Origin of the sequence: Streptomyces griseicoloratus, assembly GCF_014534645.1 — a bacterium.
GTDB lineage: Bacteria > Actinomycetota > Actinomycetes > Streptomycetales > Streptomycetaceae > Streptomyces > Streptomyces griseicoloratus.
In genome coordinates, this window is sequence record NZ_JACVQF010000186.1 from 106,958 (window position 1) to 124,883 (window position 17,926).

At 74.0% G+C, this 17,926-nt stretch carries 18 protein-coding genes; 9 read left to right on the forward strand and 9 right to left on the reverse strand.

The annotated features are described in order from the left end of the window. Positions 1–61: 61 nt before the first annotated feature. Positions 62–511: a nitroreductase family deazaflavin-dependent oxidoreductase gene (locus H0H10_RS13455; protein WP_188181164.1), complete on the reverse strand. Its 450-nt coding sequence runs from the start codon at positions 509–511 to the stop codon at positions 62–64. Between the two features lie 455 nt (positions 512–966). Here H0H10_RS13455 and H0H10_RS13460 point away from each other — a divergent pair, with 455 nt between their 5' ends. From H0H10_RS13460 to H0H10_RS13475, 4 genes are all read left to right on the forward strand, one after another. Next, positions 967–2,160, forward strand: a complete 1,194-nt coding sequence (locus H0H10_RS13460; protein ID WP_188181165.1) for a cytochrome P450 — start codon at positions 967–969, stop codon at positions 2,158–2,160. Between the two features lie 12 nt (positions 2,161–2,172). Then, positions 2,173–2,385 carry a ferredoxin gene (locus H0H10_RS13465; protein ID WP_188181166.1) on the forward strand — a complete coding sequence of 71 codons (213 nt, stop codon included), beginning with the start codon at positions 2,173–2,175 and terminating at the stop codon, positions 2,383–2,385. An 87-nt stretch (positions 2,386–2,472) separates the two neighbouring features. After that, a complete protein-coding gene (locus tag H0H10_RS13470) occupies positions 2,473–3,018 on the forward strand; it encodes a flavoprotein (protein WP_188181167.1) in 546 nt (181 codons plus the stop codon). A gap of 78 nt (positions 3,019–3,096) precedes the next feature. Further along, positions 3,097–4,065 (forward strand): aldo/keto reductase, encoded by a 969-nt coding sequence (locus H0H10_RS13475; RefSeq protein WP_188181168.1) that lies wholly within the window; start codon positions 3,097–3,099, stop codon positions 4,063–4,065. 10 nt (positions 4,066–4,075) lie between these two features. Here H0H10_RS13475 and H0H10_RS13480 read toward each other — a convergent pair whose 3' ends face one another. Both H0H10_RS13480 and H0H10_RS13485 read right to left on the reverse strand, forming a co-directional pair. After that, the gene (locus H0H10_RS13480; RefSeq protein WP_188181169.1) at positions 4,076–4,720 is read right to left on the reverse strand and encodes a DUF4232 domain-containing protein; all 645 of its coding nucleotides are present in this window, start codon (positions 4,718–4,720) and stop codon (positions 4,076–4,078) included. 105 nt (positions 4,721–4,825) lie between these two features. Further along, the gene (locus H0H10_RS13485) at positions 4,826–7,201 is read right to left on the reverse strand and encodes a SpoIIE family protein phosphatase (RefSeq protein WP_188181170.1); all 2,376 of its coding nucleotides are present in this window, start codon (positions 7,199–7,201) and stop codon (positions 4,826–4,828) included. Positions 7,202–7,452: 251 nt separating this feature from the next. Between H0H10_RS13485 and H0H10_RS13490 the strand changes: the two genes are divergently transcribed. The 4 genes from H0H10_RS13490 to H0H10_RS13505 all read left to right on the forward strand — a co-directional run bounded on the left by H0H10_RS13490 (position 7,453) and on the right by H0H10_RS13505 (position 12,240). After that, on the forward strand, positions 7,453–9,696 hold the full coding sequence (locus tag H0H10_RS13490) for a glycoside hydrolase family 9 protein (protein WP_188181171.1): 2,244 nt from the start codon (positions 7,453–7,455) through the stop codon (positions 9,694–9,696). Positions 9,697–9,787: 91 nt separating this feature from the next. Then, the gene (locus H0H10_RS13495; protein ID WP_188181172.1) at positions 9,788–10,033 is read left to right on the forward strand and encodes a hypothetical protein; all 246 of its coding nucleotides are present in this window, start codon (positions 9,788–9,790) and stop codon (positions 10,031–10,033) included. A gap of 3 nt (positions 10,034–10,036) precedes the next feature. Beyond that, on the forward strand, positions 10,037–10,414 hold the full coding sequence (locus tag H0H10_RS13500; protein WP_188181173.1) for a toxin Doc: 378 nt from the start codon (positions 10,037–10,039) through the stop codon (positions 10,412–10,414). Between the two features lie 212 nt (positions 10,415–10,626). Then, positions 10,627–12,240 carry an RICIN domain-containing protein gene (locus H0H10_RS13505; protein WP_188181174.1) on the forward strand — a complete coding sequence of 538 codons (1,614 nt, stop codon included), beginning with the start codon at positions 10,627–10,629 and terminating at the stop codon, positions 12,238–12,240. Positions 12,241–12,543: 303 nt separating this feature from the next. Here the strand turns inward: H0H10_RS13505 and H0H10_RS13510 are convergent, their stop codons facing one another. Further along, positions 12,544–13,713 (reverse strand): lactate 2-monooxygenase, encoded by a 1,170-nt coding sequence (locus H0H10_RS13510; RefSeq protein ID WP_188181175.1) that lies wholly within the window; start codon positions 13,711–13,713, stop codon positions 12,544–12,546. A gap of 347 nt (positions 13,714–14,060) precedes the next feature. Here H0H10_RS13510 and H0H10_RS13515 point away from each other — a divergent pair, with 347 nt between their 5' ends. Further along, positions 14,061–14,495: a protease inhibitor gene (locus H0H10_RS13515; RefSeq protein ID WP_188181176.1), complete on the forward strand. Its 435-nt coding sequence runs from the start codon at positions 14,061–14,063 to the stop codon at positions 14,493–14,495. Between the two features lie 143 nt (positions 14,496–14,638). Here H0H10_RS13515 and H0H10_RS13520 read toward each other — a convergent pair whose 3' ends face one another. From H0H10_RS13520 to H0H10_RS13540, 5 genes are all read right to left on the reverse strand, one after another. Next, entirely contained in the window at positions 14,639–14,869 is a 231-nt protein-coding gene (locus H0H10_RS13520; RefSeq protein ID WP_188181177.1) for a CDGSH iron-sulfur domain-containing protein, read from the reverse strand. Next, on the reverse strand, positions 14,850–15,503 hold the full coding sequence (locus H0H10_RS13525; RefSeq protein ID WP_309141784.1) for a HemK2/MTQ2 family protein methyltransferase: 654 nt from the start codon (positions 15,501–15,503) through the stop codon (positions 14,850–14,852). Before H0H10_RS13525 ends, H0H10_RS13520 begins: the two co-directional genes overlap by 20 nt. 40 nt (positions 15,504–15,543) lie before the next feature. Beyond that, complete coding sequence (locus H0H10_RS13530; protein ID WP_188181178.1) at positions 15,544–16,539, reverse strand: iron-containing redox enzyme family protein; 996 nt, start codon at positions 16,537–16,539, stop codon at positions 15,544–15,546. 52 nt (positions 16,540–16,591) lie between these two features. Continuing rightward, entirely contained in the window at positions 16,592–16,774 is a 183-nt protein-coding gene (locus H0H10_RS13535; protein ID WP_188181179.1) for a hypothetical protein, read from the reverse strand. A gap of 83 nt (positions 16,775–16,857) precedes the next feature. Continuing rightward, positions 16,858–17,865 (reverse strand): Ppx/GppA family phosphatase, encoded by a 1,008-nt coding sequence (locus H0H10_RS13540; protein WP_188181180.1) that lies wholly within the window; start codon positions 17,863–17,865, stop codon positions 16,858–16,860. Between the last annotated feature and the right edge of the window lie 61 nt (positions 17,866–17,926).

Here is a 17,926-nt window from a genome sequence, read left to right on the forward strand (position 1 = left end):
TGTGCCCGGCGGACGCCGGTCCATGCGCGAGGGCCCGGGAAAATCGCCTCCCGCCCGTGGATCAGCTCCCGCCGGCCGGTTCCAGGACGAAGACCGGGATCTCCCGGTCCGTCTTCTTCTGGTAGTCGGCGTACGGCGGATAGGCGGCGACGGCCCGCTCCCACCACTCGGCCTTCTCCGCGCCGGTGACCTCACGGGCCGTCATGTCCTGCTTGACCGGACCGTCCTGCAGCTCCACGTGGGGATGGGCCTTGATGTTGTGGTACCAGACCGGGTGCTTGGGCGCCCCGCCCAGGGAGGCGACCACGGCGTAGCGTCCCTCGTGCTCGACCCGCATCAGCGGCGTCTTGCGGATTTTGCCGCTGCGGGCGCCCAGGGTGGTCAGCACGATCACGGGCAGGCCCGTGTCCAGCAGCGTCGTCCCCTTGGTGCCGCCGGAACTCTCGTACAGCTCCACCTGCTCGCGCACCCACTGCGTCGGGCTGGGTTCGTACTCGCCCTCAAGAGGCATGGCATCCGTCCCATCGTCGCGTCGTAACGGCTTACGGGCACCGTGTATGGAACCGACCGGTGCGGGTTCCATCCCTACCCCATTCCGCCCGTGAACCGCCCACGGCCGCACGATCGTCCCGTCCGCGGAGGCGTTCCGCGGCCCCCGCGCCACCGGACGGGACACCGGTGCCCGGCGGGATCCGGCAGGTCGTCCCGGCCCCCGAGCGCCCTCATCGCGCCACGTCCGCCCTCGCGGCCGGCCGTGCGGGACGGCCCCGGGGCCGGTCATCATGGCTACGAGGACGGTCACGCCGCGGCCGGCGCCCGCCGCGCGGCCGTCGCGCCGCCCGTCCGGGGGCGATGCCCGGCCAGTTCGCTCCCGGCACCGATCTGGCCGAAGTACCCGTCGCCGATTAGATGCCCCGGGCATCTAATGAGGACGGCACGACGCACACTTCGTCTGCGAGGTCTTCCATGACGGACACGAACCACCCCGTCGCCTACCCCCAGGACCGGACCTGCCCCTACCACCCGCCCGCCGCCTACGACGCCCTGCGCGCCACCCGGCCACTGGCCCGCGTCACCCTCTACGACGGCCGCACGGCCTGGCTGGTCACCGGGCACGAGACCGCCCGCCGGCTCCTGGCCGACCAGCGCCTGTCGACCGACCGCACCCGCGACGGCTTCCCCGTCACGACGGCACGCTTCGCCGTGCGCAGCCGCAGGACCGCGCTGCTGGGCGTCGACGACCCCGAGCACCGCGCCCAGCGGAAGACGGTGCAGCCCGAGTTCACCCTCAAACGCATCGCCGCCCTCCGCCCGCGGATCCAGCGGATCGTGGACGAACGCCTCGACGCGATGATCGCCCAGGGCCCGCCCGCCGAGCTGGTGAACGCCTTCGCACTGCCCGTGCCCTCGATGGTGATCTGCGCGCTGCTCGGCGTCCCCTACGACGACCACGACTTCTTCGAGGCGCAGTCCCGGCGGCTGCTGCGCGGACCCACGGCCGCCGAGTCCCAGGACGCCCGCGACCGGCTGGAGGCGTACCTGGGCGAGCTGATCGACCGCAAACGGCGGGAGCCCGGCACGGGACTGCTGGACGACCTGGTGCGCAGGCAGCCGGACGACGGCCCGGCCGACCGCGGGGAACTGGTCGCCCTGGCGGTCATCCTGCTCGTCGCCGGCCACGAGACGACCGCCAACATGATCTCCCTCGGCACCTACACGCTGCTGCAGCACCCCGAACGCCTGGCCGAGCTGCGAGCCGACCCCTCGCTGCTGCCCGGCGCGGTCGAGGAACTGATGCGCGTGCTGTCGATCGCGGACGGCCTGCTGCGGCTGGCCACCGAGGACATCGAGGTGGCGGGGCAGACGATCAGAGCCGGTGACGGCGTCGTCTTCTCGACCTCCGTCATCAACCGCGACGAGACCCTCTACCCCGAGCCGGACACCCTCGACTGGCACCGCCCGGCCCGCCACCACGTCGCCTTCGGCTTCGGCATCCACCAGTGCCTCGGCCAGAACCTCGCCCGCGCCGAACTGGAGATCGCCCTGCACACCCTCTTCGAGAGGCTGCCCACGCTGCGCCTGGCCGCTCCCGCCGAGGAGATCCCCTTCAAACCCGGCGACACGATCCAGGGGATGCTGGAACTCCCCGTGGCCTGGTAGGAGGCTCCGGACATGCACAGTGACACGCGTATCACCATCGACAAGGACCTCTGCATCGGCGCGGGCCAGTGCGCCCTGACCGCGCCGGAGGTCTTCACCCAGGACGACGAGGGCTACAGCACGCTGCTGCCCGGCCGGGAGGACGGCGGCGGCAGCCCGCTGGTGCGGGAGGCGGCCCGGGCCTGCCCCGTGGGAGCCATCACCGTGCCGGAGGCCGTGCGCTGACAGCCGGCCGGCGCCGACGGCCCCGTCCCACGGCGGAGCAGGGGCGGCCCCTGTCCGTTCTCCGGACCCGTTCAGTAGGGTTCCGGCGTGAGCGAACAGGCCCCGAACGCCGACCGGCGGTTCCTCTACGTCGTCGTCTGCGCCGCCGGCATCGCCGCGGACGTCAGCAAGCTGATCACCGCCGCGCAGGAGCGCGACTGGGAGGTCGGCGTGATCGCGACGCCGGCCGCCATGGGCGGCTTCTTCGACACCGAGGCCGTTCAGGCACAGACCGGCCGCCCGATCCGCTCCGCCTGGCGCCGCCCCGGCGACCCCCGCCCGTTCCCGCCGCCCGACGCCGTCGTGGTCGCGCCCGCCACCTTCAACACGGTCAACAAGTGGGCCGCCGGAATGGCCGACACCCTCGCCGTGGCCACCCTGTGCGAGGCGAGCGGCCTCGGCGTCCCCGTCGCCGTCCTGCCGTGCGTGGCCGACGCGCTGGCGGCCCATCCCGCGTACCGGGAGAGCCTGGCACGGCTGCGCGGCATGGGCGTCCGCTTCGGCGAGCCGTACGCCGGACAGCCCGCGCAGGACGGCGCCCGGCCGGAGTTCGCCTGGGAGCGGGCGCTGGACCTGCTCGACGGACGGCAGTGATCCGGCCGGGGTTCGAGCGCACACGAACACGTACGCTCGCCCCTGGCAGCGATCATCCCGAAGACAGGAGCAGCAACGATGGAGTACGTGAAGCTCGGTTCGACGGGCCTGGACGTGTCGCGGATCTGTCTGGGCTGCATGACCTACGGCGTCCCCGACCGCGGCACGCACGAGTGGACCCTCGACGAGGAGGCCTCGCGGCCGCTGATACGGCAGGCGCTGGAGGCGGGCATCACCTTCTTCGACACCGCCAACGTCTACTCCGACGGCACCAGCGAGGAGATCGTCGGCCGGGCGCTCGCCGACTTCGCCCGCCGTGACGACGTCGTGCTGGCGACCAAGGTGCACGGCCGCATGCGGCCCGGGCCCAACGGCGGCGGTCTGTCCCGCAAGGCGATCATGACCGAGATCGACCACAGCCTGCGGCGGCTCGGCACCGACTACGTCGACCTCTACCAGATCCACCGCTGGGACCCGCACACGCCGATCGAGGAGACCATGGAGGCCCTCCACGACCTGGTCAAGGCGGGCAAGGTGCGCTACATCGGGGCCAGTTCGATGTACGCCTGGCAGTTCTCCAAGGCCCAGTACACCGCCGAACTGCACGGCTGGACCCGTTTCGTGTCCATGCAGAACCACTACAACCTCCTCTACCGCGAGGAGGAGCGCGAGATGCTGCCCCTCTGCGCCGACCAGGGCGTGGGCGTACTGCCCTGGAGCCCCCTCGCCCGCGGCCGCCTCACCCGCGACTGGGGCAGCACCACCGGGCGCAGCGCCACGGACAATTTCGGCAGCACCCTCTACCAGGAGGGCGACCGTGCCGTCGTCGAGGCGGTCACCCGCATCGCCGGCGACCGCGGCGTCCCGCGCGCCCAGGTGGCCCTCGCCTGGCTGCTGCACCAGGACACCGTGACGGCGCCGATCGTCGGCGCGTCCCGGCCGGGACACCTCGAGGACGCCGTGGCCGCCGTCGGACTCCGGCTGAGCGACAAGGAGATCGAGGAACTGGAGCGGCCCTACGTGCCGCACCCGATCGCCGGCCACTGACCCGCGCGGATCACGGGCCCGTGCCGGCCTCCAGGACGGTGACGGACACCGACGACTCGTCGCCGCCCACCGGCACCGCACCGGCCGTCCACGGGACCTCCAGGGAGTCCCGCTCGTCCGGCGGGGTGACGAGCAGCGTCGCCGGAGTGGCGGTACGGGCCCTGCTGATCTCCGGGCTGGCGAACGACAGCCCCGCCCAGGCGCTCCGTCCCGGCGGCAGGGTGACCGTCTCCGGCGAGGCGGGCGCGCGCCGGGGGTCCGGGCCCAGCTGCCTTCCGGACGCGCCGACGAAGGCGGCGCCGGGATAGCCGTACAGGGTGCAGGTGCGGTCCGAGGTGTTGGTCAGGACGACCGGGAAGTTCCGCTGCCCCGCGCCCGGGTCGAGGCGGCCGACGGAGGCGCGCAGCTCGAAGGTGTGGCAGCGGCCGTCGGTGCGGGCGGAGGCGGACGCCGACCCGGCGCTGTCGCTGGGCACGGAGCGGGACGCCGGTGTGCCGTCGGTGCCGCTGTCCGTGTGCGTGGCGCGGTCGACCTGGCTGGGCCGCGGGGCGTCCACCGTGCCGCCGTCGGTGCCGCAGGCGGTGAGCAGGCCGAGCGCCGCCACCGCGGCCGCGAGCAGGGGCGCCCGGTGCACGGGCGGTGACGTCTTCGCCATGGCTTCTCCAGACTCCCGGGGCCGTCGGGCGGGGGCCGGCCCGTGGGCGGGCGACGCGGCCCCGTTCCTTGGAGTGTCCCGTCACACGGGCGCGGAAACCGCCGCTCACACCTCCTCGATCAGGGCCAGCTCCGCCCAGATCGTCTTGCCCGAGGGCGTGTGCCGGCTGCCCCAGCGCTGGGTGAGCTGGGCCACCAGCAGCAGACCGCGCCCGCCCTCGTCCCAGGTCTTGGCCCGGCGCAGGTGCGGAGCCGTGTGGCTGGTGTCGGACACCTCGCAGATCAGCGTCGTCGCGTCGTGGATCAGCCGCAGCCGGATGGGCGGGGCGCCGTACCGGATGGCGTTGGTGACCAGCTCGCTCACCACCAGCTCGGCGGTGAAGGACGCCTCCAGCAGCCTCCAGGCGGACAGCTGGTCGAGGACCTGCTTGCGGATCGGGGCGACCAGCGCCGGGTCGGCCGGGATGTCCCAGGTGGCGACCTGGTCGGGGGGCAGCCCCCGGGGGCGGGCCAGCAGCAGCGCGACGTCGTCGGCGGCGCCGCCCGGCGGCAGCAGGGCGTGCAGGATCCGGTCGCAGGTGGCGTCCAGTGAACCGGGGGAGGGCGTCAGGGACTCGCAGAGCAGCTCCCGGCCGGCGTCGGCGTCCCGCTCCCGGCCCTTGACCAGCCCGTCGGTGTAGAACGACAGCACCGTGCCCTCACGCAGTTCGAGCTCGGCGGACTCGAACGGCAGGCCGCCCACGCCCAGCGGCGGTCCCGAGGGCAGCTCGACCTGCCGGGGCGGGCCGTCGGGCGGGATCAGCACCGGCGGCGGATGCCCGGCCCGGGCCAGCGTGCAGCGCCGCGACACCGGGTCGTAGACCGCGTACAGACAGGTGGCGCCGACCTCGCCGGTGCCGTCGCCGCCGGACTCCTCCGAGAGCCGCACCACCAGGTCGTCGAGGTGGGTGAGCAGCTCGTCGGGGGGCAGGTCGATGTCGGCGAGCGTGCGGACGGCGGTGCGCAGCCGGCCCATCGTGGCCGACGCCTGGATGCCCTGTCCGACGACGTCCCCGACGACCATGGCGACCCGCATCCCGGACAGCGGGATGACGTCGAACCAGTCGCCGCCCACCCCGGAGCTGGCGGCCGGCAGGTAGCGGGAGGCCACCTCCACCGCTGCCGTGGACGACAGCGACCGGGGCAGCAGACTGCGCTGGAGGGTCAGTGTCGTCTCGCGCTCCCGGGAGTAGCGGCGGGCGTTGTCGATGCAGACGGCGGCGCGCGCCGTGACGTCCTCGGCCAGCAGCACGTCGTCGTGGCTGAACGGGTACGGCCGCCGGTACCGGATGAAGACCGCGACCCCGAGGGTCGTGCCGCGGGCCTGCAGCGGGACGGACATCACGGAGTGGATGCCGAGGTCCACGACCCGCTGCAGGCGGACGGGGTCCCACTTCCGCCGCAGTTCGGGATCGCCGGAGGGCACCGCGGCCACGATCGCGTGTCCCGCGAGCAGCGACTCGGCCTGCGGGGAGCCGGCCGGATAGACGGCCAGCTGCCCCGGCTCGGCCACCGCCTCGGGGCACCCCGGGGTGATCGACCGGTGGGCCGACCGGCGCAGGCCGACCGGCGGCGCCGGCACGCCGACGGGCTCGCCGCCGCACTCCGGCGGGTCGAGCAGGTCGACGCTGACGAAGTCGGCGAGCGTGGGGACGCACACGTCGGCGAGCTCCTGCGCGGTGCGGGTGACGTCGAGCGTGGTGCCGATGCGCGCACTGGCCTCGTTGACCAGGTGCAGCCGCTCCCGGGCGAGGTGCTGCTCGGTGAAGTCGTGCGCGCTCACACAGACCCCCCGCACCTGTCCGCCGTCGGTGAGCGGGGCGATGCGGGCGAGCCACGGGTGGGCGCGGCTCTCGCCGGGGGCCTTCATATGCGTGTGCATGTCGTACCGCCGGCCGGTGGCGAGCACCTGTTCCATGTGCCGTTCGAGTTCCGCGTTCTGCGGCCGGCCGCTGAGGTCGGTGGCCCGCAGACCGCGGACCCGGTCGGCCGGCAGCCGCATCAGCCGCGCCATGGCGTCGTTGACGCCGCGCAGCCGCAGCCGGTGGTCGAAGATCATGGTGGCGCAGGGCGACTGGGTCAGGGCCGCTCTGATCAGCGGGTCGTCCGGCTGCGCGGGGCCGGTGTCCAGCGGGGAGACGGCGAGCCAGGCGCCCGGACCGCCGTCCTCCGGTTCCGTGCGGGTGGCGAGCACCCACACGGACACGGTGTGCCCGTCGCGGTGCCGCAGCGCCAGCGTGCCGCTCCAGCGGTCGTCACCGGACCCGGGAGGCGTGCCCTCACCGCCGTCGGCCAGCAGTTCGGCGGCGGGGCGCCCCACGACGTCCGCCGCCGGATGGCCCAGCAGGCGGCGCGCGCCCTCGCCCCACTCCTGCAGCGTCCCGGCGTCGTCGATGACGACCCGGGCCGTGGCGGCATCCTCGAACGGGTTGACCGGGCTCATCGTCGCCACTCCATTGCGCACACTCACAGTGAACAGGCGCGTCACTTGAGTTCCAGCCTAGTGCTTCCCGGGTCCGCGCGGACCCCGGACCCTCCGGCTCGGCCGGCCAACCCCGGTGCGCGGCGCAGTAGTCCGGTCCGGACCGTTGACGGAGTGTCATGCCTGCAACAAACATGGCCTGCGATCCGCTGTTGGGAGCGCTCCCATGCGATCGAGCGCCACCCACGCCACCTCCCCCGAGGAGCCCAGACGTGAAAAGACGCAGAACCGCACTGCTGCCGCTGACGGCCCTGCTGGCGGCGGCCCTCACCGCGCTGCCCGCCGCCCCGGCGGGCGCGGACGAGACGGAACAGGTCAGGAACGGCACCTTCGACAACGGCACCGAGTCGTGGTGGACCACGAGCAACGTCACCGCCGACCCGGCCGGCGGCCGGCTCTGCGCCGACGTCCCCGGCGGCACCGCCAACCGCTGGGACGCCGCCGTCGGCCAGAACGACATCACCCTGGTGAAGGGGGAGTCGTACCGGTTCTCCTTCTCCGCGGACGGCACCCCCGCGGACCACGTCGTCCGGGCCATTGTGGGCCTGTCGGTGGCGCCCTACGACACCTACTACGAGGTCAGCCCGCAGCTCAGCGTCTCGGGCAACACCTACTCGTACACCTTCACCTCACCCGTCGACACCACCCAGGGCCAGGTCGGGTTCCAGCTCGGCGGCAGCGCCGAGCCCTGGCGCTTCTGCATGGACGACGTGTCCCTCCTGGGCGGCGTGACGCCCGAGCCCTACGAACCCGACACCGGGCCCCGCGTCCGGGTCAACCAGGTCGCCTACCTGCCGACCGGGCCGAAGAACGCCACGCTCGTCACCGACGCCACCTCCAGGCTGCGCTGGCAGCTGAAGAACGGCGACGGCCGGGTGGTCGCCGGCGGCTGGACCGTGCCCCGCGGCGTCGACGCCTCCTCCGGGCAGAACGTCCACTCGATCGACTTCGGCGGCTACCGCCAGCGCGGCGAGGGCCTCACGCTGGTCGCCGACGGGGAGACCAGCCGCCCGTTCGACATCGGCACCGCCGCGTACGAGCGGCTGCGCCTGGACTCCCTGAAGTACTACTACACGCAGCGCAGCGGCACGCCCATACGCGACGACCTGCGCCCGGGCTACGCCCGCCCCGCCGGACACGTGGGCGTGGCGCCCAACCAGGGCGACACGGACGTGCCGTGCCGGCCCGGCGAGTGCGACTACCGCCTGGACGTCTCCGGCGGCTGGTACGACGCCGGCGACCACGGCAAGTACGTCGTCAACGGCGGCATCTCCACCTGGGAACTGCTGAGCACCTACGAGCGCTCGCTGCACGCCCGCACCGGCGAGCCGGCGAGGCTCGGCGACGGCACGCTCCGCATCCCCGAGAGCGGCAACAAGGTGCCGGACCTCCTGGACGAGGTCCGCTGGGAGCTGGAGTTCCTGCTGAAGATGCAGGTGCCCGAGGGGCAGCCGCTGGCCGGCATGGCCCACCACAAGATCCACGACGAGCAGTGGACCGGGCTGCCGCTGCTGCCGAGCGACGACCCCCAGAAGCGCGAACTGCACCCGCCGACCACCGCGGCCACCCTCAACCTGGCGGCCACCGCGGCCCAGGCGGCCCGCCTCTACCGGCCCTACGACCGCCAGTTCGCGGAACGCGCGCTGGAGGCCGCCCGCAAGGCCTGGGCCGCGGCCCTCGACCACCCGGACGTGCTCGCCGACGAGACCGACGGCATCGGCGGCGGCGCCTACCCCGACGGCAGCGTCGAGGACGAGTTCTACTGGGCGGCGGCCGAGCTGTACCTGACCACGGGGGAGAAGCCCTTCGAGACGTACGTGCTCCGGTCCCCGGTCCACACGGCCGACATCTTCGGCCCGCTGGGCTTCGACTGGGCGCGGACGGCCGCCGCCGGGCGCCTGGACCTGGCGACCGTGCCCAGCCGGCTCCCCGGCGCGGACCGGGTGCGCCGCTCCGTCGTCCAGGGCGCCGACCGCTATCTGGCCACGCTGAAGGCCCAGCCGTACGGCATGCCCTACGCGCCCGCCGACAACAGGTACGACTGGGGCTCCAGCCACCAGATCCTCAACAACGCGGTCGTCCTGGCCACCGCCCACGACATCACCGGTGCCGCCAAGTACCGTGACGGCGCGCTCCAGAGCCTGGACTACATCCTGGGCCGCAACGCGCTGAACATCTCGTACGTCACCGGCTACGGCGAGGTCAACGCCCACAACCAGCACAGCCGCTGGTACGCCCACCAGCTCGACCCGGCCCTGCCGAACCCGCCGGACGGCACCCTCTCGGGCGGCCCGAACTCGAACATCCAGGACCCCTTCGCCCAGAGCAAGCTCCAGGGCTGCGTCGGCCAGTTCTGCTTCATCGACGACATCCAGTCCTGGTCGACCAACGAGCACACCATCAACTGGAACGCGGCGCTGGCCCGGATGGCGTCCTTCGTGGCGGACCAGGGCTGAGCCGCTGGTCCTCACCCCTGCGGTACCGCTCGAACACCGGTCTGACCTGCGCATATTTACTGGTCAGTACCCCGCGCGGTACCGTGGGGGCATGCCAGCTCTGAACGTGGAGTTCAGCGACCGCGAACTCGAGGACCTGCGGCAGATCGCCAAGGAACGCGGTACGTCGATGAAGGCCCTCGTGCGGGAGGCCGCCGCCGCCGACATCGCCCGGCACCGGGCGCTGCAGGAGGGCGCGGAGGCCTTCCGCCGCTTCTTCCAGGCACACGCCGACGAGTTCGCGGCCGCCTTCCCCGACGACGAACCGCCCGCCAGGGGCGAGGGGCGGGCCGCCTGACCCATGGCACAGGTCCTCCACATCGACGTGCCCTGGCTGCTCCAGCGCCATGAGGAGGTGCTGCCCGAGCAGCCCGTCATCAACGACTTCTCCGCGCTGGTCGCCGCCGTCGCCCGGCACCGCGTCGACCCGCCCCGGCTCGGCGTGAACTCCGACCCGGCCTGGCGGGCCGCCGCCCTGTTGCACACGCTCGCCGTGCTCCGGCCCCTGCCGTCGGCCAACGCCCGGTTCGCCTGCGCCACGGCCGTGGCGTACATGTTCGTCAGCGGTGCCGGCATCGACCCGCCCTACGGCGCACTGGTCGACCTCGCACGCGATCTGATCTCCGGCGAGACCGACGTCTACGGCGCGGCGGACCGGCTGCGCTCCTGGCAGATATGAGATCCGCCGCCGGAATGCCGAAAACCGCTTTCGGTCCAGGTGAGTTGCCGCGGAAACCGGCCCTCTTTCCACGGGCCGCGGATGTTGCCCGGGCGCCTTGTTGACCATGAGCGCCCTGTGCCAGAGTGAGGCACTCGAACACGCCAATCCCTGAGTCCTTTTCGGCGACCGGAACTTCTGTGTTATTTGCGCGTGGGAAGGAAAAGTTCTCAGTGCCCACCCCCCACCCCCCTCGTCCCCATCACCCCCCTGGCGAAGGGGATCCCGGGGAGTCCGACGAGATCCTGGCCGCCCGGCTCAGGGACCTGCCGGAGAGTGAGGCCGCCCGGTCCGCCGCGCTGCTGATGGCGCGGCACTGGCAGTCCGCCCACGACTACGCGGCCATCTGCCTGGCCTCCTCGGCGCACGTCACCGCCATGGTCACCGCCGCCGCCTGGCACCGTGTCCTGGACCGCCTCGCCCAGGGCGAACCGGCCACCGCGCTGCGCCCGCGCCTGCTGGTGGCCGTGCGGGACACGGTCCGGCAGTGGTCCGCCGACGACCGGACGTCCGGCGCCCTGCCGGAGCTGCTCAAACCCGCCGGCGGACGCGGCATGCGCGCGGCGAAGTCCCTGACGCCGGAGAACCGCACCCTGGCCGCCCGGTCCTTCGCGTCCCTTCCCGGACCCGCCCGCTGTTTGCTCTGGCACACGGAGGTCGAGGGTGAGCCGATAGACGTCCCGGCGGGCCTGCTCGGCATGGACACCGACACGGCGACGGTCACCCTCGAACAGGCGCGTGAGAAATTCCGCGAGGGATGTGTGCACGCCCATCGGCAACTCGCGCCCACCCAGGACTGCCGCTTCCACAACCGCCTCCTCGACGTCCCGATCCGCCGGGGCGGCACCCTGCTGCCGGACGTGCGCAGACATCTGGCGGACTGCCGCCACTGCCGGCACGCGGCCGAACAACTCGGCCATTTCGAGCGGGGGTTGGGCACGCTGATCGCCGAGGCGGTGCTCGGCTGGGGGGCCCGGCGCTACCTCGACTCCCGGCCGGGCCGCAGGGCGCCGGGCGCGCGAGGCCACGGCGTCGCCCGGCACCGCGGCGGGCGCCCCGGTCTGCTGGCCCGGATCCCCGTGCCCGTCCGCCGCGCCCCGGCCGGTCCGCGCTCGCCGCGCTCCGTGCTCAGGGGCGTCGGCGCCGCCTCGGCGGGGGTGCTGGCGATCGTCCTCGTGGTGAGCGTGTGGTCGTACGACGGGGGCGGCGCCGATCCGGCCGCGTCCACCAGTGCCGTCGACGGCCGCGGCACGGCATCCGGCACGAGCCGTCCGAAGCCGCCCGGCACCGCGGATCTGCCCCCGGCGTCGGACCGCACACGGCTGCGCAACGTCGCCGCCGGCCTCTGCCTCGACGTCCGGGGCGAGCCGAAGGCCGGGGCGGGCGCACGGCTGGAGCGGTGCTCCCGGGCGTGGACGCAGCAGTGGACGTACGAGGACGACGGACTGCTGCGCAGCGTCGCCGACCCGGGGCTCTGTCTGGACTCGCGGGCGGACGCCGGAGTCGTCGTGCTCGGCACCTGCGCCGACGCGGGCACCGGGCGGGGCGACGACGTGCGCTACGACCTGACCGCGCAGGGCGCGCTGCTGCCCCGCTGGCAGAAGCAGCTCGCCCTCGCCGCCACCACCGGCGATCCGGGCGCCGACGTGGTGGTCAAGGTCCACGACGGCTCCACCGGACAGCGCTGGCGGACCGAGCCGGCACCGGCCGCCGAGGCGGCACTGTCACGCGCCGGCACCGACACCCCCCACCCCCGTCCCGCGCAACCGTCCCCGGCCCGCGCCTGACCCGCGGACGCCGGCCCGCACGCGCGGGCGTCCACGGGGTGGCCACGCGTGTGTGACCCGTGGGGCGGCGTCGGCCGGTGCCGTGGGGTTGCTCGGCGATGGTCTCGGCGCATCATGCGGCAGTGACGTGTCCGCGTCGTCGAGCGGGCACGTGGTGAGCCCGGCCCCGGTGCGGTCGCCGCGTGTGTGGATGTGTACGTGAGGGCGCGCCGCCGCGGTGCCTGGCGTGGCAGGGGCCGGGCACGGGCGGGGCCGGCGGTGCCCCGGGGTGTTCGCCTCCGAGGGGTGAGGCGCCCTGGTCGGTCAGGCGGGGGCCTCGGTGAGGTCGGCGGGGCCGGGCGTGGCCGGTGAGGCGTGTCCGGACAGGGCGAGGGTGAGGTCGAGTTCGGCGAGCAGACAGCGGACGACGTGCTCGACGCCCGCCTGCCCGTCCAGGCCGAGCCCGTAGACGTACGGGCGGCCGAGGAGCACCGCCCGCGCACCGAGCGCGAGCGCCTTGAAGACGTCGTCGCCGGTGCGGACGCCGCTGTCGAACAGCACGGTGAGCCGGTCGCCGACCGCCTCCGCCACGCGGGGCAGCGCGTCGGCGGCCGCGACGGAGCCGGCCACCTGCCGGCCGCCGTGGTTGGAGACCACCATGCCGTCCATCCCGGCGTCGGCGGCGAGCCGGGCGTCGTCCGGGTGCAGGATGCCCTTCAGCACGATCGGACCGTCCCAGTTCTCCCGCAGGAACGCCAGATCCGGCCAGGTCTTGCCGGGGTCGGCGAACATGCCGACGAAGTGCATCACCGCCGCGTTCGGATCCTCGTGCACCGGTTTGGCGAGCCCCGCCCGGAACGCCGGGTCGGAGAAGTAGTTGGCGGTGCCCACGCCGTGCAGGAACGGCAGGTACGCCTGGTCGAGGTCGCGCGGGCGCCAGGACAGCAGCGGCGTGTCCAGCGTGACGAACAGCGCCGAGTAGCCGGCTGCCTTCGCCCGGTCCAGGAAGCTGCGGGCCACCTCGCGGTCCTTGGGCCAGTACAGCTGGAACCAGCGCTCCGCGTCGCCCATCGCCTCCGCGACCTGCTCCATGGGCGTGCTGGAGGCGGAGGACAGGATGTACGGCACGCCCTGCGCGGCGGCGGCCCGCGCGGCGGCCGGCTCGGCGTCCGGATGCATGATCGACAGTACGCCGACCGGTGCCAGCGCCAGCGGGGCGGGCAGTGCGCGCCCCAGCACCTCGACCGAGAGGTCCCGCTCCCGTACGTCCCGCAGCATCCGCGGCACGATCCGCCGGCGGTCCAGCGCCGCCCGGTTGGCGCGGGCCGTGCTGCCGTTGCCCGCGCTGCCCGCCACGTACCCGACGGGCCCGGGGCCGAGCCGCTGCTCGGTGAGCCGTTCCAGCCGGGTCAGGTCGGTGGGCAGCCGCGGCACGGCGCCCGTCATCCCGTTCAGGTAGATCTCGTACTGGAAGTCCGCCCAGTGCTTCGCCATCCCGTACCCCGCCTCTCGTCGTCGAGCTCGCGCCGCCGCGACCATACTCGCCGGTAGGTCAGGCGGCCAGAGCGGGGGCGGACGGGCCTGCGCGGAATGTTTCAGGCCGATTGCCGAACGTGTGGATCACGCCATCCAGCCGGTTCGGGCGATCAAGAACCGCCCGGATACGGACTTGGAACGTTCGAATTCCGTGACTTCCCGCCACTGATTCAACACGCAAGGTTACTGAAACGCATGGGGTCGAGGTGTGCTCCGGCGGCGGACTCGGCAGACTCGCGCTCGCCGTCCCGGCACCGACCGAGCCGGGCCGGCACACCCTCGAACCGAGCGGAAGGATGCACACAATGCGGAACACCGCGCGCTGGGCAGCGACTCTGGGTCTGACGGCCACCGCCGTCTGCGGGCCCCTCGCCGGGGCCGCCCTCGCCTCCCCGGGCACCGCCCCCGCGTCGCTCCACGCCCCTTCGGCCCTCGTGCTGACCATCGGGCACGGAGAGAGCGCTGCCACCGCCACACCGGTACGCGCGGTCACCCTGACCTGCGCTCCGACGGTCTCCGGCACCCATCCGGCGCCCGCCCTCGCCTGCGCCGAGCTGCAGGGCGCACAGGGCGACCTCGACGCTCTCTCGGCCGACGCCGACGTGCTGTGCACCCGGGAGTACGCCCCCGTGGTCGTCACCGTCGACGGGGTCTGGGAGGGCAAGCGCGTCTCCTACGAACGCACCTTCGCCAACGAGTGCGTGAAGAACGCCCACAGCGCGAGCGTCTTCACGTTCTGAGGGACCGGGACCGCCCGGCCCGCGCGGGGTGACCGGCCGCTCGCTGCTGGGGAGTGCGAGCGCCGCCGCGCGGCCGCAGCGGTCCCGCACCGGGGGCGGCGGACGGAGTGGGGCCGTCCGCCGTTCCCCGGGTCATCCGCGGATCAGCCCCGGGGCCCGGGGGCCTCAGCGGCCCCGGACGACCTGGCGCGGTGACTGGTGTCGCACCAGGGATAGCGGCGGCTGCGACGGCAGGTGCACAGGGCGACCCGGAAACGGTCGGAGTACACCGTCGTACCGTCCTCCAGTTCGATCTCCACCGGGCCCTCCACCAGCAGTGGGCCCCGGCGCTGGACCGTGATCCGGCGGGGGGTGTCAGACGGCGAGTTCGGCACGGATGATCACCAGCTCCTCCTCTTGGTCGGTCGTGGACAGCAGGCCCCGCTGCCGCAGCCACCGCTCCCGGCCGCGCATCACGGGACCGAACGCGATCCGGGCCCGCCGGACCACCGCGGCCTTCAGACCGGCCGCACGCAGTTGCCCGACGGTCCGGCCGGGATCGCTCAGCGCCGACTGCACGAGCAGCAGCACACCGCCGGGACGCAACAGGGAGGGGACCTCCCGGCAGATCCCGTCCAGGACCATCCGGCCGTTGGGCCCCGCGTCCCAGGCCCGGGCCGCACCGCGTGGCCGGCGGCGGCCGCCGGGCGCCGGAACGTACGGCGGATTGGCCAGGACGAGGTCGAACGACTCACCCCGCACGGGGGCGAAGAGGTCTCCGTGCAGCACCCTGATGCGCAGTCCGGCCCGCGCCGCGTTCACCCGGGCGGCGAAGACCGCCCGCCACGAGACGTCCACCGCGGTCACCCGGCCGCCCCGGCGCGCGGCCGCCAGGGCCAGCGCGCCCGTGCCGGTCCCGACGTCGAGGACGGCCGCGCCCACGGGGACCGACTCGTCGGACAGGGCCCGGGCCAGCAGCGCCGTGTCCTGCTGGGGGGCGTAGACGCCCGGAGGCACCAAGGGCTTCACGAGCCTGCGTCTACCCCGGCGGTTGCGAAAGATGGGTGGCTCATGAGGACGGGGGAGCGTGCAGTGACGACCGGCCGGCCCGCCAGTCGGTGAGCAGCCGGGCGGCGAAGCGTTCCTCGACGTGCCCGGTGGCGTCGATGCCGAAGACGACGTCCGGCGCGAGCTCGGGCTCCTGCTCCAGCAGACCGCCGATCACCTCGTGGCGCACGACCTGCTCGTGGACGGCGTCGGCCTCGACGTGCTCGTCGTAGAAGCGCTCGGCGGCCGGTCCGGCGCCGGTGCGCCGCATCGCCTCGGCGAGCCGGCGGGAACCGGGCGACGAGGTGATCTCCACGGCCGCGAAGTGGCCGACCAGGGCGCCCCGCAGCGCCCGGTGCAGGCCGAACAGGGACATCATGTTCACCGTGGCCAGGCATTCCGCGCAGGCCGTGTCGAGATGGCGCCCGTACGTGGTGTCCAGGCCCAGGTCCGCCATGAGGTCGGCGAACAGGCCGGCGTGCACCCGGTCGGCACGGCCGCCGCCGTACTCGTCGAACTCCACGGCCGCCATCGCCGCCTTGGCCCGGCCCCACAGCCGGGGCAGCACCCACGCGTGCGGGTCGGCCTCCTTCAGGTGGTACAGGGAACGCTGGGCCGCGTACTCCCGCAGATGCCACAGCTCGCCCTCGTCCCGCAGGAAGTGGGTGACCCCCTCGCCGTCGGCGGGCTCGACGAGCAGCTCGCCGACCGCGTCCTCCACGCTGTCGTGGACCTCGGTGCCGGCCCGCAGCGCGGCCAGGAAGCGGTGCTCCAGCGCCGCGCGCAGACCCAGCAGGCCGGGGTCCCATTCACGGTCGGGGGGCACCCCGGCGAAGCCCCGGTAGTGCAGCTCGTAGCACTGGTACAGGGCGAGCTGGAGGTCGTCGCCGTAGGGGTCCGCGGCGGCCACGGCCTCCGCGGACGGCAGCCCGCCCCCGGTGAGCAGGTACTCCCGGACGGCCGCGGAGAGCGGACCGCGGGCCGACGGGAGCTGTGGTCCTTCGTGGTCGTACGCCATGCACCGCGGGTACCCGGGCGGCGCCGCGGCACCCGCGTCCCCGCGCGCCGCGTCACTCTCCCCGGGACTCCTCCTGGGCCCCGGTGTTCGGCGAGGTGGCGTCCCCCGCCTCGCCCCGGTGCCGCCGCTCCTGTTCGGACTCCGGGTCGCGGGTCTCGGCGTCCTCGGCCTCGTGGAGCACCTCTCCGAGGGCCGTCTCGGGCTTGTCGGGGGTGCGGTCGCCGTTGTGGGACACGGATGTCTCCTTCTCTCGCGTCGCGTTCTCTCGCGTCTCGTGGTCCAGTGCGTCTCGTGCGGTTGGTTCTCGTCCGGCGGCGGTCAGCCCGGCGTGGTGGCGACGCGCAGCGGCACGGGGCCCGGCGGCGCCGGCTCGTCGTTGCGGCGGGCGATCTCGGCCCACCAGGACGGGCCGTCCTCGATGTGCCGCAGCAGCACCCCCTCGCGGATCGCCCAGGGGCAGATCGTCACCGCGTCGAGGCCGGTGAGCTTCATGACGGTGTGCCCGACCACCGCGCCCGCCAGGCTCTGCGCCGCCCGCGGCGCGGAGATGCCCGGCAGGCGGGCGCGTTCGGCCGCGGGCAGGGCGGCCAGCCGGTCGACCGCGGCCCGCAGGTCGGCGCAGCGCAGCTCCCGTTCCACGAACGGGCCGCGGCGTCCGGGCGCGGCCCCGCACAGCCGGCCCAGCTGCTGGAAGGTGCGCGAAGTGGCCACCGCGGTGCGCGGCCCCTCCCAGCGGATCCGCGCCGCGACGTCCCGCAGCTGATGGCGGACCTTGCGGCGCAGCGCCCGGACCTGCTCCGGCGGCGGCGGATCCGCGTGCGCGAAGAACTCGTGGGTCAGCCGTCCCGCCCCCAGCGGCAGCGAGGCCACGAAGTCGGGGAGCCGGCCGCGGCCGAAGGCGACCTCCAGCGAACCGCCGCCGATGTCCAGCAGCGCGAGCGGACCGGACCGCCAGCCCATCCAGCGCCGGGCCCCGAGGAACGTCAGCTCGGCCTCCACCTCGCCCGGCAGGGTGCACAGCACCACCCCCGTGCGGGCGCGGACGGTGCGCAGCACCTCCCGGCGGTTCGGGGCGGCCCGCACCACGGCGGTCGCGAAGGCGAGCGGGCCGGCCGCACCCCACCGGGTCGCGGTCCTGCTCGCCTGGGCGACGGCCTCCACCAGCCGCTCGACGGCCTCCTCCGGGACCGGCGCGCCCGGTGTGACCTGCTCCGACAGCCGCAGCCGCCACTTGGCCGTGTGCACCGGCAGCGGGACCCCGTCCTGCGCGTCCGCCACGACCAGGCGGACCGTGTTCGACCCCACATCCACCACGCTGATTCGCATGAAGGCCCAAGTACCCAGTTGCGCGCCGGTCAAGAGGTGTCCGGGCGGGTACGGCCGGAAG

Excerpts from the sequence above, each read along its gene's own strand:
- H0H10_RS13475 (WP_188181168.1), top strand. The coding sequence starts at position 3,097 with ATGGAGTACGTGAAGCTCGGTTCGACGGGCCTGGACGTGTCGCGGATC.
- H0H10_RS13485 (WP_188181170.1), bottom strand. The coding sequence starts at position 7,201 with ATGAGCCCGGTCAACCCGTTCGAGGATGCCGCCACGGCCCGGGTCGTC.
- H0H10_RS13530 (WP_188181178.1), bottom strand. The coding sequence starts at position 16,539 with ATGGCGTACGACCACGAAGGACCACAGCTCCCGTCGGCCCGCGGTCCG.
- H0H10_RS13495 (WP_188181172.1), top strand. The coding sequence starts at position 9,788 with ATGCCAGCTCTGAACGTGGAGTTCAGCGACCGCGAACTCGAGGACCTG.
- H0H10_RS13540 (WP_188181180.1), bottom strand. The coding sequence starts at position 17,865 with ATGCGAATCAGCGTGGTGGATGTGGGGTCGAACACGGTCCGCCTGGTC.
- H0H10_RS13480 (WP_188181169.1), bottom strand. The coding sequence starts at position 4,720 with ATGGCGAAGACGTCACCGCCCGTGCACCGGGCGCCCCTGCTCGCGGCC.
- H0H10_RS13510 (WP_188181175.1), bottom strand. The coding sequence starts at position 13,713 with ATGGCGAAGCACTGGGCGGACTTCCAGTACGAGATCTACCTGAACGGG.
- H0H10_RS13465 (WP_188181166.1), top strand. The coding sequence starts at position 2,173 with ATGCACAGTGACACGCGTATCACCATCGACAAGGACCTCTGCATCGGC.
- H0H10_RS13515 (WP_188181176.1), top strand. The coding sequence starts at position 14,061 with ATGCGGAACACCGCGCGCTGGGCAGCGACTCTGGGTCTGACGGCCACC.
- H0H10_RS13500 (WP_188181173.1), top strand. The coding sequence starts at position 10,037 with ATGGCACAGGTCCTCCACATCGACGTGCCCTGGCTGCTCCAGCGCCAT.
- H0H10_RS13460 (WP_188181165.1), top strand. The coding sequence starts at position 967 with ATGACGGACACGAACCACCCCGTCGCCTACCCCCAGGACCGGACCTGC.
- H0H10_RS13455 (WP_188181164.1), bottom strand. The coding sequence starts at position 511 with ATGCCTCTTGAGGGCGAGTACGAACCCAGCCCGACGCAGTGGGTGCGC.